Annotated in this window: 15 protein-coding genes and 1 tRNA gene; 3 read left to right on the top strand and 13 right to left on the bottom strand. The window is 70.4% G+C overall.

The annotated features are described in order from the left end of the window. Positions 1-148 precede the first annotated feature (148 nt). The 6 genes from D452_RS0116510 to D452_RS0116485 all read right to left on the bottom strand — a co-directional run bounded on the left by D452_RS0116510 (position 149) and on the right by D452_RS0116485 (position 7013). Complete coding sequence (locus D452_RS0116510) at positions 149-1042, bottom strand: carbohydrate ABC transporter permease (RefSeq protein WP_017545257.1); 894 nt, start codon at positions 1040-1042, stop codon at positions 149-151. Positions 1043-1087: 45 nt separating this feature from the next. Further along, positions 1088-1987, bottom strand: a complete 900-nt coding sequence (locus tag D452_RS0116505) for a carbohydrate ABC transporter permease (protein ID WP_017545256.1) — start codon at positions 1985-1987, stop codon at positions 1088-1090. Positions 1988-2047: 60 nt separating this feature from the next. Continuing rightward, entirely contained in the window at positions 2048-3334 is a 1287-nt protein-coding gene (locus tag D452_RS0116500) for a sugar ABC transporter substrate-binding protein (protein WP_017545255.1), read from the bottom strand. Positions 3335-3488: 154 nt separating this feature from the next. Next, complete coding sequence (locus D452_RS0116495; protein ID WP_017545254.1) at positions 3489-3974, bottom strand: hypothetical protein; 486 nt, start codon at positions 3972-3974, stop codon at positions 3489-3491. Between the two features lie 181 nt (positions 3975-4155). Then, entirely contained in the window at positions 4156-5442 is a 1287-nt protein-coding gene (locus D452_RS0116490; protein ID WP_026129387.1) for an SAM-dependent methyltransferase, read from the bottom strand. Positions 5443-5528: 86 nt separating this feature from the next. After that, a complete protein-coding gene (locus tag D452_RS0116485) occupies positions 5529-7013 on the bottom strand; it encodes an FAD-binding oxidoreductase (protein ID WP_017545252.1) in 1485 nt (494 codons plus the stop codon). Between the two features lie 270 nt (positions 7014-7283). On the opposite strand from D452_RS0116485, the gene D452_RS0116480 reads away from it, so the two are divergent. Continuing rightward, positions 7284-8075 (top strand): glutamate racemase, encoded by a 792-nt coding sequence (locus D452_RS0116480; protein ID WP_017545251.1) that lies wholly within the window; start codon positions 7284-7286, stop codon positions 8073-8075. Positions 8076-8109: 34 nt separating this feature from the next. On the opposite strand, the gene D452_RS28425 is transcribed toward D452_RS0116480, so the two are convergent. Then, the gene (locus tag D452_RS28425; protein WP_017545250.1) at positions 8110-9921 is read right to left on the bottom strand and encodes a hypothetical protein; all 1812 of its coding nucleotides are present in this window, start codon (positions 9919-9921) and stop codon (positions 8110-8112) included. A 185-nt stretch (positions 9922-10106) separates the two neighbouring features. On the opposite strand from D452_RS28425, the gene D452_RS0116470 reads away from it, so the two are divergent. After that, positions 10107-10454 (top strand): hypothetical protein, encoded by a 348-nt coding sequence (locus D452_RS0116470; RefSeq protein WP_017545249.1) that lies wholly within the window; start codon positions 10107-10109, stop codon positions 10452-10454. 194 nt (positions 10455-10648) lie between these two features. Then, complete coding sequence (locus D452_RS0116465; protein WP_026129386.1) at positions 10649-11173, top strand: DUF6315 family protein; 525 nt, start codon at positions 10649-10651, stop codon at positions 11171-11173. Between the two features lie 183 nt (positions 11174-11356). Here D452_RS0116465 and D452_RS0116460 read toward each other — a convergent pair whose 3' ends face one another. The 6 genes from D452_RS0116460 to D452_RS0116435 all read right to left on the bottom strand — a co-directional run bounded on the left by D452_RS0116460 (position 11357) and on the right by D452_RS0116435 (position 16694). Further along, entirely contained in the window at positions 11357-13474 is a 2118-nt protein-coding gene (locus tag D452_RS0116460; RefSeq protein WP_026129385.1) for an ATP-dependent DNA helicase, read from the bottom strand. Positions 13475-13567: 93 nt separating this feature from the next. Continuing rightward, complete coding sequence (locus D452_RS0116455) at positions 13568-14041, bottom strand: SRPBCC family protein (protein ID WP_017545246.1); 474 nt, start codon at positions 14039-14041, stop codon at positions 13568-13570. Then, positions 14034-14384 (bottom strand): ArsR/SmtB family transcription factor, encoded by a 351-nt coding sequence (locus D452_RS0116450; protein ID WP_017545245.1) that lies wholly within the window; start codon positions 14382-14384, stop codon positions 14034-14036. The genes D452_RS0116455 and D452_RS0116450 overlap by 8 nt, the downstream gene beginning before the upstream one ends. 84 nt (positions 14385-14468) lie before the next feature. Further along, entirely contained in the window at positions 14469-15035 is a 567-nt protein-coding gene (locus tag D452_RS0116445; protein WP_017545244.1) for a DUF4291 domain-containing protein, read from the bottom strand. Between the two features lie 46 nt (positions 15036-15081). Further along, positions 15082-16302, bottom strand: coding sequence for a glutaminase A (glsA, locus tag D452_RS0116440; protein ID WP_017545243.1), 1221 nt, complete (start codon positions 16300-16302; stop codon positions 15082-15084). A gap of 319 nt (positions 16303-16621) precedes the next feature. Continuing rightward, positions 16622-16694, bottom strand: a tRNA-Ala gene (locus tag D452_RS0116435). Positions 16695-16804 lie beyond the last annotated feature (110 nt).

The raw sequence follows: 16804 nt of genomic DNA, 5'->3' as shown, positions 1-16804 counted from the left end.
GCCCGCCCCCCCCCGCCGGGGCGGCCACGGGACGAGAGGCCGTCAGGCGTGCGGAGCCCAGAGGGAGACCACACGGACCACCCCGTGTTCCACGCCCCTTCCGGGGCAGCGGGACACCGGCCGACCGCCCTCCGAAGTGGACCCCGGGCTACCCCTTGACGGCTCCCTGGACGAGCCCGGAGACCATCCAGCGCTGCACGAGGACGAAGAACACCATCACAGGGATGGTGATGATCGTGGAGGCCGCCATGACGTGCCCCCAGTCGTTGGCGTACTGCCCGAAGAACTGGCGCAGACCCACCGCCACCGTGTAGTTCGAGCTCTGCGTCATGAAGGTGAACGCCAGCACGAACTCGTTCCAGGCGACGATGAAGGAGAAGATCGCCGTGGCCACCAGGCCGGGGGCCACGAGCGGGAACAGCACCTTCCAGAACATCTGGGGCCAGGTGGCGCCGTCGATGTAGGCGGCCTCCTCCACCTCCTTGGGGACGGCCGCGACGAAGCCGCGCATCATCCAGACCGCCAGGGGCAGCGAAAGCGCCACGTAGACGATGCTCAGGCCGATCACCGTGTTGAGCATCTGGAGGTCGCGCACCTGGATGAACAGCGGGATGACCAGCGCCTCCAGGGGCACCATCTGCACGATGAGGATCATCACGAGCACGGCCGTGCGGAACCGGAAGCGGAAGCGCGCCACCGCCACGGCCGCGAGCATCGACAGCACGCAGGCGAAGGCGACGGTGATCCCGGCGACGGTCAGCGAGTTGCGCAGGTACGTGCCGAAGTTGCCCTCGGTCATGACGTAGACGAAGTTGTCGAGCGTGAACGAGGTGGGCAGCAGCGCCCCGGTCCCGGAGGTCGAGCTGTCCGAGAACGCGCTCATCAGCATGAAGTACACGGGGAACAGGGTGAAGAGCAGCAGCACGCTCACCCCGGCGGCCTTGCCGACCACGCGCCAGAGGCGGAGCGCTCCGCCCCGGCGCCGGGAGGCCCGTACCCGTGCCTCCCACTCGGAGGAAGTGTCAGCGGTGTGCGTGTCCATCGGACCTCCTCGTGGGGACGGGGTGCTGACGGCGTGCGGTGAGGGTCATCTGATCTCGTCCTCCCGGAACAGCGCGCGCAGGTAGACGACCGTGATCCCCAGCAGGAGCAGCGTGAGCAGGGCCGCGATGGCCGAGCCCATACCGAAGTCGTTCTGCCCGAAGGACCGCACGTACGCCCACACGCCCAGGTTGAGCATCTGGGAGCCGCCGACGTCACCGCCGGGCATCAGGTAGATCTGCGCGAACACCTTGAAGTCCCAGATGGTGGACAGGACCGTCACCACGGCGAACACCGGGCGCAGCGTCGGGAAGGTGACGTGCCAGAAGCGCTTCCACGCGCCGGCTCCGTCGATCCGGGCCGCCTCGTGCAGTTCCTTGGGGACCGTGAGCAGCCCGGCCAGGACCGTGACGGCGACGAACGGGAAGCCGCTGTGCACGATGTTGAGCGTCACGATCGCGTAGAACCAGAAGCGGTTGGCGAACCAGTTGTATCCGGAGGGCTCGATCAGGCCCAGGGACTTCAGGGCCTGCGCCACGACCCCCTGGTCCACGTCGAAGATCCAGATCCACACGTAGGTGCCGCTGACGGCGGGCATGGCCCAGGCCACCATCACGCAGGAGACCACGATGACCCGTGTGACGGGCTTCAGGTTGGCCAGCAGCAGGGCGACGAGCGTGCCCAGGACCACCGTCGTGACCACGGCGACCACGGCGAACACGACCGTGTTGACCAGGACGACGCGCCACAGGTACGGGTCGGTCAGCAGCGTGACGAAGTTGCCCAGGCCGACGAAGTCCGACTCCCCCGAGACCAGGTTGCGCAGCTTGAAGTCCCGGAAGGACAGCCACACGATCCGGCCGATGGGGAACAGCAGCAGGACGCCGATGACCCCGAGTGGGGGTACCAGGAGCGCCCAGGGCAGGAGGGCGCGCCGCCCCCGCATTCCCAGGAGCGGCGCGCGTCGGCCGCTCCTGGGCGGCCGGACCGGTGTGGCGGGTCGCAACTAGTTTCCCTCGTTGAGGATGGTCTCGATGGACTCGGCGGCGCGGTCGGTGGCCTCCTCCACGGTCGCTTCGCCGTTGAGGATGTCCTGCTGCATGCCGACGATGATCCCCTCGGCCTCGACCTGCGACCAGGCGGGGACGGCCGGGGTGCTCTTGCCCGCCTCCAGCAGCTGGACGGCGAACGGCTCGACCAGCGGGTCACCGGAGTCGGCGTAGGCCTCGATCTCCGCCACCCCGGCCGGGAAGAAGCCGCTCTCCTCGCCCCAGCGGTCGAAGAACTCGCCCTGGGTGAGGAGGTCGACGTACTCCCAGCCGGCCTCCTCGTTGCCGGTGCCCTCGAACACCGACAGCAGGGAGCCGCCGGCGAAGGAGTCCGTGTACCCGTCCTCCTGGCCGGGCAGCACGAACGCGCCGAGCTTGCCCTCGAGGTCCGGGTTGGACTCGATGATGGCCTTCGGGTTGGAGCTGTTGGAGATCGCCATGATGGCGTCCTCGTCGGCGAGGGACTCCATGACGTCGATCTCGTTCCAGTTGACCGCGCCCGTGGTGGACAGGCCGTCCTCCAGGGAGAGGTTGGTGAAGAACTCGACCCCGGCTCGCCCCTCCGGGGAGTTGATGGTGGAGGTCCAGGTGCCGTCGTCCTCCTGGACCGCGACCTCACCTCCGCCGCCCCAGACCCACGGCATGACCGAGTACTGCGCCTGGCCGGGCACCGGGAAGCCGATCATGCCGTCCTCGGCCTCGGCGAGGTCGGTCGCGGTCTCGCGCAGTTCCTCCCAGGAGGTCGGCACCTCGTGGCCGTGCTCCTCGAAGATGTCCTTGCGGTAGATGATCGAGCGGATCGACGCGTACCAGGGCACCCCGTAGGCGGCGTCGTCGACGACGCCCATGGAGTACATCTCCTCCTGGAACCGGGAGGGGTCGTCGATGTACCCGGAGAGGTCGTGCAGGGCGCCCGCGTCCGCGAACTCCGGGGTGAAGGTGGTGCCCAGCTCGACGACATCGGGAACCGTCCCGCCCGCGATGGCCGTGGAGATCTTGTTCTGGGCGTCAGCCCAGGGCACGAACTCGACCTGGACGTCGATCCCGGTCTGCTCGGTGTAGGCCTCGTTGACCGCGTCGAAGAAGGCGCTGGCGTCCGGGTTGGTGCCCTCCATGATCCACACCTGGAGGGCGTCGGTGGCTCCGCCGCCGCCACCACCGCCGCCACAGGCTGTCGCCGCAAGCGCCAGCGTCAGTGTGGCCGCGGGGAGGGTGACGTACTTGTGTGCTCGTCTGCGGGCCATCGGCTCGCCTCCCGTTCCTTTCGAGGGTCCCGTGAGGGTTGGTAGGAAACCTACGTAAAGAAGGACGACTTGTGAAGTAAACCACTGCCACTTGTGTCTGACCTGTTAGGCGAGCGGTTCCGGCCGGGGATCGCGAGCGGCCCGACAGGCGCGGTCAGTCGCTCAGTCCGGTCACCTGGCGCAGGGTCGACACGAGTTCGGCGCGCTTGTAGACGGCGAGTCCGATGGCGGCGCAGAAGGCGGCGAGCATGTGCACGAACACCATGCGGTCGCCTTGGGCGAGGCGCTCGGCGGTCTCCTCCTCACCGATCGAGTGGGCCTCCCACGCGGTGGAGACGGCGAACTCCAGCTCAGGCGGCAGCATCTCCGCCACGGTGCGGGCCACGGCCTCGCGCGAGTCGGCGGGCTTCCACACCACGCCGGTCTCCTGGACGCGGCGTCCGAGGAAGGCCGCGATCACCCTGAGCTCGGACTGGACGTCGTCGACGTGGTCCACCGCCCGGGGGATGACCCGGTCCAGTTCCTCACTGTTGTGGTCCACGTAGGCGCTGATCAGCTCGATCGCGGTCTCCCTGACATGGTCCGGCAGGTCGTGCTCGGGTGTCGGGTCGCTCTGGTGCGCGTTGTCGTCGGAGGACACGGGGTGGGTCCCTTCATGCTGGATCTGATGGCTCCATGATGCCGCCTCGACGTCGTTGCGCGGCGCAGGCCGGGGCCGGGCGCGGGGGTGTCCGCGCAACGCGAACACCCCCGTGTGTGACAGCCGCCGTGAAGCGCCCGTCGCGGTGCTGGTCGGTCGATCGGGCAGCCGTCCGTTGGCGTCAGTAGTCCGGGCGCAGGGGCAGGTGAGCGTCGGTTCCGTCCAGCTTCACTCCCAGGATCTGGTGGAGCTGCACCACGTCCCGCTCGAAGCCCAGCACGCACCCGGCCATGTAGAGACGCCACACGCGCGCGGTGCCCTCCCCCACCTCGGCGACGGCCTTCTCCCAGTCGCGTTCGAGGTTGGCGCCCCAGTGGCGCAGAGTCAGGGCGTAGTGCTCGCGCAGGTTCTCCTGGTGGCGGATCTCGAAGCCCGCGTCGTTCATCGCGGTCTGGATCTGGGCGGGGCCCTCCAGCTCGCCGTCGGGGAAGACGTACTTGTTGATGACACCCTTGGTGTTCATGGGCTTGAGGTTGTTGCGGGGACGGGTGATGCAGTGGTTGAGCAGTCGCCCGCCCGGCACCAGCTTCGCGTTGAGCGAGGCGAAGTAGGGGTCCAGGTTCCTGGACCCGATGTGCTCGGTCAGCCCGATGGAGCTGATCCGGTCGAAGCTGCCGTCCGGCACGTCCCGGTAGTCCATGTGGCGGATCTCGGCGAGCTCGGTCAGCCCCTCCTGGGCGATCCTCTTCGCGCCCCACTCCGCCTGTTCCTTGGACAGGGTCACGCCGACCGCCTTGACCCCGTGCTCACGCGCGGCGTGGCGCACCATGCCACCCCATCCGCAGCCCACGTCGAGCAGCCGCATGCCCTTCTCCAGGCCCAGCTTGCGCGAGACCAGGTCGTACTTGCGGAACTGGGCGCTCTCCAGGGCGCCGTCGAAGGAGCCCACCCGGTCCAGGGCACCGTCCTCCTCGTCGAAGACCGCGCAGGTGTAGGTCATCGACGGCCCGAGGACCATCTCGTAGAACTCGTTGGAGACGTCGTAGTGGTGGTGGATCACCTCGGCGTCGCGCTGCTTGGAGTGCCGCATCCCCCGCCCCAGCAGGGTTCCCTGACGCATCTCCTGGGGCGGCGGCGCCACCCGGTTCACGAACTTCACCCAGCCCACCGATCCCACGATGGCGAGGAGGTCGCGGGCGGTCACGTTGACGCCCTCGGCGAAGGTGAAGTCCGCCATGTGTCTGAGCGCCGTGTACATGTCGCCCTCCAGCTCCAGGTGGCCGGAGACGTAGGCCCGGGTCAGGCCCACGGCGTTGGGCGACTGGGCCAGGTAGTTGACGGCCACCGGGGTCCGTACGTTGACCGTGACCTCGCTGTCGGGGTCCCCCGCGGAGCTGCCGTCGTAGGCGGTGAACCGGATGGGCGCGTCGGGTCCGACGACACGCTCGAAGATCTCTGCAAGCCGCATGCTCATGTCCTTTTTCCCTCCCGTACGCGGCCCCTGCCCACAGGTCGCCGCCCGGCGGTGCTGTCGACTGCTCGGCGATGGGCTACTCAGCCGTTGCGTACGCACTTGGCGTACAGGTCAAGGAGCCGGCCCTGGGGGTCGTAGGTCTCCTTGAGGCCCGCGTAGTCGGCGCCGTTGTAGAGCGCCCAGAAGTCGTCCTCCGAGTAGAAGGAGTCCGAGTACAGGGACTTGTGGCCGCCCAACCGGGTGACCTCCTCCTCGACCCTGCGGTTGTGGTGCGCGCGGCGCTGGCCGGGTTCGGTGTCGACCAGACCCCAGAACCCGAAGTTCACGTAGAGGCGGTCGTTCTCCAGGGGGTAGAGCGGCCAGACGTGCTCGTCGTCGGCGAGCCCGGCGCGGCGGGGCTCGCGGAGCCGGAGCGGGCACAACCACATGGGGGTCATGCCGATCTCCGCGTGGTAGAAGTCCAGGAACTCGGCCCCGTGCTCCACTCCGACCTCGATGTCCTGGATAAGGGGCTCCTGTTGCGGGCGGCCCCGGTAGTGGTTCAGGAGCCGGGAGAAGTCGGTGCGCCGGTCCCAGGCCACCAGCCTGCGGTAGACGTCGGAGCGTTTGAGGGAGCGCGGCCAGAACGGGCGCACGAACCGGTTCTGGGTACCGAAGGCCCGGGAGCACCAGAACCAGTCGGTGTCCCAGCGCCACAGGTAGTCGTGCACGGTGAGGTAGTCGCCGGGGCCTGTGGAACCGCCCTCCCGGTCGGCGTAGCGCGGGATCGAGCGGTAGTAGACGTCGTTGCCCGTGTAGTCGCTGGCCCAGGGGGCGTGGTCGGTGAACCGGGCCAACGTCAGGTACAGCTCGTCGGGGCCGAACACCACCCCGTCCACGAAGTCCACGGGCGACCCCTCGTGGGCCGCGTCGGAGCAGATCCGGGCGAGGGCGTCCATCGCTGCCGAGGAGTCGTGGAACCGCAGGTGGCGCAGGTGCACGTAGGGGGACACAGGGTCGAGTTCCACCCGCAGGCGCAGGGCGTACCCGAGCGTGCCGTAGGAGTTGGGGAAGCCGTGGAACAGGTCGCTGTGCGCGTTGTCCCGGGTGGCGGTGACGACCTCCCCGGAGCCGGTGAGGATCTCCATCTCCTGGACCGACTCGTGCGGGAGGCCGTTGCGAAAGGAGGAGGACTCGATCCCGAGTCCGGTGACGGCCCCGCCCAGGGTGATGGTGCGCAGCTGCGGCACGACCGTGGGCATGAGCCCGTGCGGGAGGGTCGCGGCGACCAGCTCCTCGTAGGTGGTCATGCCGCCGACGTCGGCCAGGCGCTCGACGGGGTCGATGGAGATGACCCCGGAGAAGGCCGAGACGTCCAGCGCCGGGGCGGAGGACTCCTCGCGGAACCGGAACAGGTTGGAGGTCGGTTTGGCCAGCCGGACCGGGGCGCCCTCGGGAAGGGCCCGGTAGTCGCGCCGCAGCCGCTGGACCGCCGCGACGTGTTCCGCCAGCCCCGTACCGGCCGACGGCCCCCGTGGGGACCGGGGGCCGGAGTTGGAGGTCGTACCGGGCTGTTTCGGAGTCATACCGGGTTCCCCTGAACTGTTGACGGCGCACAGCTTGGGTCGGCCAGGACCGGTGGTGGCATGCCTCGGCAGGCCGATCCCCTCAGTTCTACCTATCGGTATCGGTCCACGGCCACCCCATTTCGGTACGTGTCTTACCCACTCTCGGGCACGGACGAAGAAGCCACCGAAGGCGGGAACGGGGGCCTTCGCGGCGTCCGAACCCCTCGGTTCCGCCCTTACCTGCGGTGATATGAGGGTTACGGCGGGGGCCGCATAGGATGCGGTTCCATGCGCATCGCTCTCGTTGACTCCGGTATCGGCATGTTGTCCACGGCCGCCGCCCTGCACGCCGCCCGGCCCGACGCGGACCTCTACCTGTCCATGGACCCGGACCACATGCCGTGGGGCCGTCGTACCCCGGAACAGGTGATCGACCGGGCCGTGGCCGGTGCCCGTGCCGCCCTGGACGCGGCGGGTTCCCTGGACGCGGTGGTGGTGCCGTGCAACACGGCGTCGGTGCACGGGCTGAACCGACTGCGCACGGAGCTGGAGCCGGACATCCCGGTGATCGGGACCGTCCCGGCCATCAAACCGGCGGCGGCCGCCGGCACGCCCATCGCGGTGTGGTCCACCGAGGCCACCACCAGCAGCGCCTATCAGAAGCGGCTCGTGGAGACCTTCGCCCGGGACGTGGCCGTGACCCAGGTCGCCTGCAAGGGCCTGGCGGAGGCGGTGGAGTCCGCCGATCCCGCCCTGATCAGTGACGCGGTCGCGTACGCGGCCTCGCTGACGCCACCGGAGGTCAGGGGTGTGGTGCTGGGCTGCACGCACTACGACCTGGTCGGCGAGGAGATCTCCAAGGCGCTGTCCGGCAGGGCGGACCTGTTCACCGCGGACCGCGCCGTGGCCGCCCAGACCCTGCGCAGGATGGGCGCGACCGACGGGGCCGGTGAGGGCTCCCCCGAGGCCACCCCCGCCGACCGACCGGGGCGGGTCACCGTCCTGGCCAGCGGCCGACCCGCGCAGCTCCCCCCGGCGGCCCTGACCTACCCGGCGGGCCGCTCACTCCTGCCTCACTGACCCCGGCGCCGACGTCGGCACCCGGGTGGAGCGATCAGCCTCCGACCCCGAACCGCACCGCCCCCGCGGCCTCCTGCGGCTCCCGGGCGGGCGGATGGTCCGGCACCTGCGGGTGGTCCCCGACCTGCGGGTGCGCGGACGCGGGCCGGTGTTCACGCACCGGCGGGTACTCCGGGACCGACGGGTGTTCGACCGCCTGCGGGCGGCTCGGAGCCGGATGCTCCTCCCACACCGGCGCGTCGTCCGGGACCTGCCGCGGGTCGCCGACCCCCGGGTGGTCCGGAACCGACCGGCGACCACTCACCAGCGGCTGTTCCGGAAGCGACCCTCGATCCGGGACCAGCGCGCCGGCGGCCAGCGTGCGGACGAGGTCGCGAACCCCGGCGGTGTCGTTGTCATGCAGCAGTGTCTCCAGCAGCGACAGGGCGGCGCGCTGGTCGCCCGGCTGCTCGCGGACGTGGCGCCACTGGGGTTCGGTGGCCACGTCGGACAGCATCAGGGTGCGGCCCACCTGCCCGAGCGCGCTCAGCAGCGCGGAGTCGTGCGGCCGCTCCATGAGCGCCACGTTCACCTGCTCGGCCTGCTGCTCGGGGTTGACCTCCTCGGCCTTCTGCGCACGGAGGAACTCCAGGATGCCCCCGGAGGGGGCCAGGGGAAGGATGGCCTCCATCCCCCGCACCATGGACCTCACCTCCGTCAGGTCACCGGTGATCTCCTCGGCGCCGCCGAGTTCCCGGATGAGGCGTTCGGCCCGCTGCGCGGAGCACTCGGCGACCCACCGCGCACCGCGACCGCTGGCCAACCGGGACGCGGACAGGGCGAGTTCGGCGCCCCGGCGGGGCGCCCCCACCCGCTCGAAGTACCGGGACCAGGTGGTCACGCGTACGCCCAGTCGCCAGTCGTTGCGGACGCTCCCCTGGCAGACCAGGTTCTCCACCGCCTCCACCCACGCCGAACGCAGCTTCGGGTAGGTCTCGGCCTCCTCCACGGTGGGCAGGAGGCCGATGGCCTGGCGAGCGTCGCACAGCCCCAGGCGGGCCAGCCAGGACAGCAGCCGGGCGCGCTCGAAGCGGATCATCCGCAGCAGGGCGGCGCGACGCGGGTTGGCGGAGGAACCGTCCCCGCCCCTGCCGCCCAGGTCGAGCTCGGCCTCCATCCGGTCCAGGGCGTCCAGGGCGTCGGTGTGCTTGTCCTGGTGACGCAATGCCCTGACCAGGGCGAAGACACCCTCAGCGCCGAGCACGGCCGGACCGGTGGCGGTGTGGTCGTAGCGGCGCAGTTCGGCCTCGGCGCGGTCGGCCTGACCCTCGTCGATGAGCAGGTGGACGCGGGCCAGGGTGAAGCCGGGCCAGGCCGGGGTGCCCTCCCAACCGGACAGGCGCCGGGCGGAGAGGAGTTCGCGGCGCTGGTCGGTGGTGCCCTTGGCGTCGATGTTGGCGTGGCAGCGGACCAGGGTCTCCAGGGCGGAGACCGGCAGCGGCCCGTACTGGTTCGGTGCGGGCTCGTCCTCGACTACGGCTTTGGCCTGGTCCAGGGCGCGACGCCCCTCCGCCAGCGCACCCACCCGCACGGCGAGCGGCCAGTGCGCCAGGAAGAACAGGGTCGGCGGGCCGAACACCCCCGGGACCGAGGCCGGAACCGCCGTGGGCGCGGGGTTGTCGGACTTCGCGGCCTCGGCGACGAGGCGGCGGGCGGTGCGCATCGCCGACCTGGCCAGCGCCTCCACCTTGACCGCGTCGCCCGCCTCACTGAGTACGGGCAGCTCTGCGACGGCTTCGGCGAGTTCGTCCTGACCGGCGGCGCGGAGTTGGCGTCCGGTCTCCCCCACCCATGTCCACATCGTCATGGTGTCTCCCCCCTGTGCCATGTGCGACAGAACGTAGCAGCGTGGTGACAGGGCTGTCTGGCGAACGCGCAAACCCGCTGCCACTCAGGCGCTCTGGCCCCTGTGCGGCTGGATCACGGCGGATAGACTCGGAGACGGCCAGCGAGCGGCTGGCTCAGGGCGGCACGAGGGAGACATGAGCGCCGATGGGATGGCGAGACCGGTTCGGACTCCGCAAGGCCAATCGCAAGGGCAAGGCCCGTTTCGACCGCGCCTCCGAGGATTCGGACATCAAGGCGCTGATCGAGTTCGCCAAGAGCCGGGTGGGGGTGGAGTTCTTCGTGGAGCCCGAAACCTTCGCCACACGGGCCACCGCTGTCGCCGTCGCCACGGACGGGGAGTGGATCCGACGGCGCTGCGGCTCCCCCGAGGTGCTCCGCAAGGTGGCGAGCAACCTGGCCAAGCCCGCGTACGACGTACAGATCGTGGGCTATCCGCAGCGCATGCGCGACTGGACCGAGCGGAACAAGCGCGGCCTGTCCATGGACGACTGACCCCCGAGCAGTGCGGGCGGAGCATACCGCCCCAAGGTGAGACCGGCCACGTCCACACCCCCTCTGAGCACGTCCGAAACCCGTCGGCCGGTCATTTTGGGCATTGATGACGAGTCCTTGCCGCGACTTCCTCGCCGAACGGGTTCCCTAACGACCTCCATCCGTCGCATACTCGCCTGGGAGGGGGGACTCTGATGAAGCAGGATCTCACTGCCTTGTGTTGCGAATGCGGCATGGTTCGCGAGGTGAGCGACCACCAGAGTGTCGGCGAGGCACAGTCCGCGTACGGGCTGGCCCGCTGCGTGGTCTGGCGCAAGTGCCGCCCGTGCGGCTACCGCACCTACCACGCCTACCTGCGAGCCGACGAGGAACGCGACGAGCTGGAGGACGCCCTGCGGCTCGACGGCGCACTGGCCGCCGAGGCACTCGACGAGGAGGTCGAGCAGCTCCGGCTGTGCGGGGTCGAGATCGGTCACGCCCCCGTGCCGGCGATCTGGGACGGCCAGTCCGTCGGCATGGTGACCCAGCGACTCACCGACCACGCCTACTCGATCGTGCTCGACCCCGAGGCGTCGGTGGTGTCCCGGCTCAAGCTCATCGACATGATGTGGAACGAGCTGCTGGTGGGCGATCACGACGACCGGTGGCAGATCCAGGAGCCGGAGGACGACTCCCCCGGGTACGCGGTCCGGCTCTTCGGCTACCGCACACGCGGCTGATCCGGCGGGGACGCCCGAACAACACGGACAGCGCGAGGGCGCGGGGTACGAGGCCCCGGCTCGATCTCGGCGACGGCAGCGGCCGGGCACCCCAGGGGAGCCCGGCCTCCGTCGTGTGACCCCGTCCCCCCGCTCGGCACGCGCGGCCGGACCGGCCCCCGGCGGCGGCGAGCGTCAGCGCGATCAGGCGGCCGACTCGTCCTGCCCCGCCGCGGCCTTCTCGGCCAGACGTCGCAGGGCCGAACGGGCGACCTCGGGGTCGGCCGTCCCCCAGTAGGGCGGCAGGGAAGCCCGCAGGAACCCCCCGTACCCGGCGGTGGCCAGCCTCGGGTCCAGGACGGCGATCACCCCCCGGTCGTCGGTGGAGCGCAGGAGGCGACCGGTGCCCTGGGCCAGCAGCAGCGCGGCGTGGGTGGCCGACACCGACAGGAAGCCGTTGCCCCCGTGCGCGGAGACGGAGCGCTGGCGTGCCGAGGCCAGCGGGTCGTCGGGGCGCGGGAAGGGGATGCGGTCGACGATCACCAGTTGGAGCGAGGGGCCCGGCACGTCCACGCCCTGCCACAGGGACAGGGTGCCGAACAGGCAGGAGCGCGCCTCCTCGGAGAAGCGGCGGACCAGTTGCCCGGTGGAGTCCTCGCCCTGGCACAGGATGGGCTGGTCCAGGCGCTCGCGCAGTTCGTCGGCGGCCTGCTGGGCGGCACGCATCGAGGAGAACAGGCCGAGGGCGCGGCCGTCGGAGGCCTCGATGAGCTCGGCGATCTCGTCGAGGTAGGCGTCGGAGAGTCCGTCGCGGCCGGGTTTGGGCAGGTGGCGGGCGACGTAGAGGATGCCGCTGCGGCCGTGGTCGAAGGGCGACCCGACGTCCAGGCCGCGCCAGCGCGGCTCACCGGCGGCCCGGTGCGGACCGTCCTCGTCGGCGTCCTGCGTCGTCTCGGCCTCCGGGGCGCCCGGGGACGGGGCGGACTCGGTCACGGCTCCGTCGCGGGCGGCCCGTTCGGCGGCCTCCTGGGTGACCTCGCGGCCCAGCCCCCACTGGCGGGCCAGGGCGCCGAAGTCGCCGCCCAGGGTGAGGGTGGCGGAGGTGAGCACCACGGTGCGGTCGCCGAAGAGCTTCTCCCGGAGCAGACCGCCCACGCCGAGCGGGGCGACGTTGAGTGTCGGCGGGCGCGCGGGGGCCTTGGTGAGCCAGACGATCTCGGTGCGGTCGCGCAGCGGCGGCTCGAAGGACTCCAGGACCCGTTCGGCCGCCTCACGGACCTCGGCGAGCGCGGCCAGGGCCAGGCGGCGGTCGGAGGCGGTGTCCGGGTCGAGCTCGCCCGGGGAGGGGCCGATCGCGGCGACGCAGGCGGCGGAGGCGTCACGCGCCGCCGCCACGGCCCCCGCGAGGCCCTCGTCGATGTGGTCCAGCCGCCCCTCGGGCACCTCGGTGAACATCAGGGCCAGCCCGTCCGCGCACTCGCTGAGCCGTTCACTGATACCCGGTTCGACCAGGCGGGCGGCGCGCTTGGCGGCGGTGGTGACGCTGCGCTCGGTGAGGGTTCCGGTGGCCACGGAGGTGGCGCGGTCGACGAGTTCGTGCGCCTCGTCGATCATGATCGTGTTGTGCTCGGGCAGGATGTGGTAGCCCTGCGACATGTCGATGGAGAGCATGGCGTGGTTGGTGACCACCACGTCCACCCCGGTGGTGGCCTCGCGGGCGAACTCGGCGAAGCACTCCTGGCCGAAGGAGCACACGCGGGCGCCCATGCACTCGTTCCCGCCCACGGAGACCTGGCGCCAGGCCAGGTCGCTCACGCCGGGCACGAGTTCGTCGCGGTCTCCGGTGCGGGTCTCCTCCGCCCACTCGTGCACGCGGGCGACCTGGCGGCCCAGTGACGAGAGCTGGCGGGCATCGAACAGTTCGCTGCCCTCGGCCTCCTCGTCCGAGGCGGTCTGCATACGGTTGCGGCACAGGTAGTTGCGCCGCCCCTTGAGTACCGCGAACGTGGGTTCGCGGTGCAGCAACGGTGAGAGCGCTCGGGCCAGGCGCGGCAGGTCGCGGTCGATCAGCTGGTTCTGGAGCGCGATGGTCGCGGTGGAGACGACCACGGTGGTCTTCGTCGCCATCGCGTGTCTGATCGCGGGCACCAGGTACGCCAGGGACTTGCCGGTGCCGGTACCGGCCTGGACCACCAGGTGTTCGCGTTCTTCGACCGCCTCGGCGACGGCGGCTGCCATGGTCTGCTGGCCCTCTCGGCTGCTGCCGCCCAGGGCCTTGACGGCCGCGCCGAGCAGAGTGGGAACGTCGGGGAGATCTGCCACGGATCGACAGTACCCGTCGGTGACGACAGGTTCGGCGTCGTCCACAGGCACGGTTCGCGGCCCTGCCCGGCCGCCGGGCGGCGAACCCCGGGTTCAGACCAGGGAGCGGACCAGCGCCTCCAGCTGGTCCATGGACTGCCCGGCGCCGGTCTCCATTCCGGAGGCGAGCATGCCGTCCCGGTCCTCCACGCTCTGGAAGACGGCGGTGGAGGTGTACCTCGTGCCTCCGTCGGCCTCCTCCAGGCGGTGGGTCTCCATCAGGACGTGCCCGGGCATGCCCTCGAACTCGAAGGTCTGGGTGTAGCTCTCGGGCGCGCTCACGTCGTGGATGACGCCGTGGAAGGCGTACTCCTGTCCGTCCGTGTCACGCTCGACGATCCGCCAGTTCCCCTGGGAGCGGAAGTCGTACCGGTCGATGACGGTCTCGGTGTCCTTGAGGCCCCACCACTTCGGCAGCAGTCCGGGGTCGGTCATGGCACGGAAGACGACGTCGCGTCGTGCGTCGAAGGTGCGGGTCATCACGATGTCCTGACGGCCCGGCTCGGCGACGATCCTGAGGTCACTCATGGCTCTGCTCTCCTCCGGTACTGCTCTGTAGCCTTCGTATTTCCTCATCCAGGCGGGCGAAGCGTCCCTCCCAGTGGTCCCGGTAGCGGTCCACCCACTCGTTGACCTGCTCCAACGGCGCTGACTCCAAACGGCAGGGGCGCCACTGGGCGTCTCGCCCCCGGGTGATGAGCCCGGCCCGTTCCAGGACCTTCAGGTGTCGGGAGACCGCTTGGAGGCTGATGTCGAACGGTTCCGCCAGGGTGTTGACGGTGGCCTCGCCCTCCGCGAGCCGGGCGAGGATCGCCCGACGGGTGGGATCCGCCAGTGCGGCGAAGGTGAGGCTGAGCGGGTCGTCCGCCATCTGTGCATTCAACCTCTCTGTTAATCAACCAACATGTTGATTATGCGCCCGGCCCCTGCCCCGCGTCAAGACCCGTCCCGGTCTCTAGCGTTCGATCCCGAGCCTCGCCGCGGTTCCGCCCGGGACCGGGTAGACCCGCTCCGGAGGCAGCAGGCGCCGGGCCCTGGCCACCCGGCCCGAGCGCACCGCCTCGGAGATCCTGCGCGTCCGTTCGGTGATGTCGGTCAGCCCCACGACCCACTCCTCGGCGAAGCTGGTGATGAGCCCCCGGCCCACGCCCACCTGAATGCTGTAGTGGTTGAGCGCCGCACCGCGCAGCGAGCGCTCCGGGTCCCACTGGACGTGCACGGCCGCTCCGGCGACCACGTCCGGCGCCGAGGTGGTCAGCGCGGCCGCCGCCAGCGCCTCCTCCCATCCCTCACGGGTGATCCGCACCGCCAGCACACGCTCCTGACCCGGCTTGCGGGCCCAGTTGCTCCGGTGCATGAGCCACAGGAACGACGGTTTGATCCACGTCATCCGCTTGAGGGAGAACGGCGGAACGAACCGACCGGCCCGCAGCGCGGGGTCAGCGACCGCCGAGGAGTAGGCCTGGTAGACCACGATCGTCCGGTCGTCGAAGTCGGCGCGCACCTGGCGTTGGGTCTGCATGCGGAACAGACTTCCAAGCGCCTCGTGCCCACCGCAAGAGAATTCCTCAGGACCGGCGGACACCCCTGGGGTCGCTCACCGTGGCGTCGACTCCGGCGTCGGCCAGCTCGGAGAGTTCGGCGGCCAGCAACGACCTGGCGGCGTCGCTCAGCCCGGACACCCGCTCCAGGGCCACGCTCACCGATGTCACCCGCGCGTCGTCGATGGCCTCCTCCAGCCGAGAGACCACCTGCTCCGCGGCGAGGAAGTCGATCTCACCCCGCAACCGCACGTCGAGCCGGCTCCCGTCCCTGGTCACGCTGTGCATCGGCGAGGGCGGCTCCGAGGGAGTCTGGAGCATGTGCAGGTCGTAGTCGTCGGAGAGCCGCTCCAGAGCGGCCACCCCGCGCACGCTGTTGCCCGCGTCGTCCAGCGGCGGACTGAACACACCCACCCCGAACGCGCCCGGGGCGGCCGCGAGGATGCCTCCGCTCACCCCGCTCTTGGCCGGGATACCGACCCGCAGCGCCCACTCCCCCGCGTGGTCGTACATGCCGCAGCTGGACATGATCGAGAGGGTGTGTCGCGCGGTGCGCTGGGAGACCACGCGCTCCTCGGTCACCGGGTTGACCCCGCCGACCGCCAGGGTCGCGGCCATGACCGCCAGGTCGCGCACGGTCACACTGAGGGAGCACTGGCGGAAGTAGTCCTGGACCGCCTCCTCGACCGGACCCACCAGCACACCACCGGCCAGGCTCAGGTACCCGAGGGCACGGTTCCGGTGCCCGGTCTCGGCCTCGGAGCGGAACACGTCCTCGTCCACGTCCAATGCGCGACCGGCGAAGGACGACAGGACCGAGCGGATGCGGTCGAAGCGTCTGTCGGGCTCCGCGCTCTCCACCAGGGAGGTGGTCACGATGGCCCCGGCGTTGATCATCGGGTTCTCGGGACGACCGTGCTCGTCGAGGCTGATCGCGTTGAAGGGCTCGCCGCTGGGTTCGGCGCCGACATGTCCGTGCACCGTGTCCAGCCCGAGCTGCTCCACGGCGATCGCGTACACGAAGGGCTTGGAGATCGACTGGATGGTGAACGGGAGTTCGGACTCCCCCACGCAGTAGGAGCGGCCGTGCGCGCTCACCGCGGCGATCCCGAACTGTCCAGGGTCGACGCCCGCCAGTTCGGGGATGTAGTCGGCCACCCGGCCGCCGGTGAGTCCGGCGACCTCCTCGCGGATCTTGTCCAGCACCTGGCTGACCGGGCTGGTCTCGTCGGCGGAGTCGTGGTCCATCCGCCCAGTCTAGGAAGGCGGGAGCGCGCACCGTCCCCGGCCACGCGGGCCAGTCCGTGGAACGGGCCGAGTTCTCCGGAAACGAACGCTCGGAGGTCGTGATCGCGCGGGAACCGGGGCGGCCGGGGCGTGAGCTCATCGGGAGCGCGCACCGGGCGGCTTGGGGGGGCGTCCCCTCGGAGAAACAACGATACGACCCGGGCAGGATGACGCGGTGGGTGAGCCCCAGAGAGCGCAATCCGCAGGGCTTGGGCCCCCGGAAACAGGAACGGACCGCGGCGAGGAGGACGACGTCCCCCGAGCAGCGGCCCGTTTCTCGTGGAGCTATGGGGATTCGAACCCCAGACCTCCTCCATGCCATGGAGGCGCGCTACCAACTGCGCCATAGCCCCGTGTGCCTTGCGGCAACGGTTCGATTCTATCGGATGTCCGGCGGTGCCGTGAACATCTTTCGAGTCACACCGCGGGCGTTCGACGCCGGTCCGAGTTCACCGGGTCTTCA

This window comes from Nocardiopsis prasina DSM 43845 (assembly GCF_000341265.1).
GTDB lineage: Bacteria > Actinomycetota > Actinomycetes > Streptosporangiales > Streptosporangiaceae > Nocardiopsis > Nocardiopsis prasina.
The sequence above is the reverse complement of the archived record's forward strand: the minus strand, read 5'-3'. Positions and strand labels throughout refer to the sequence as shown.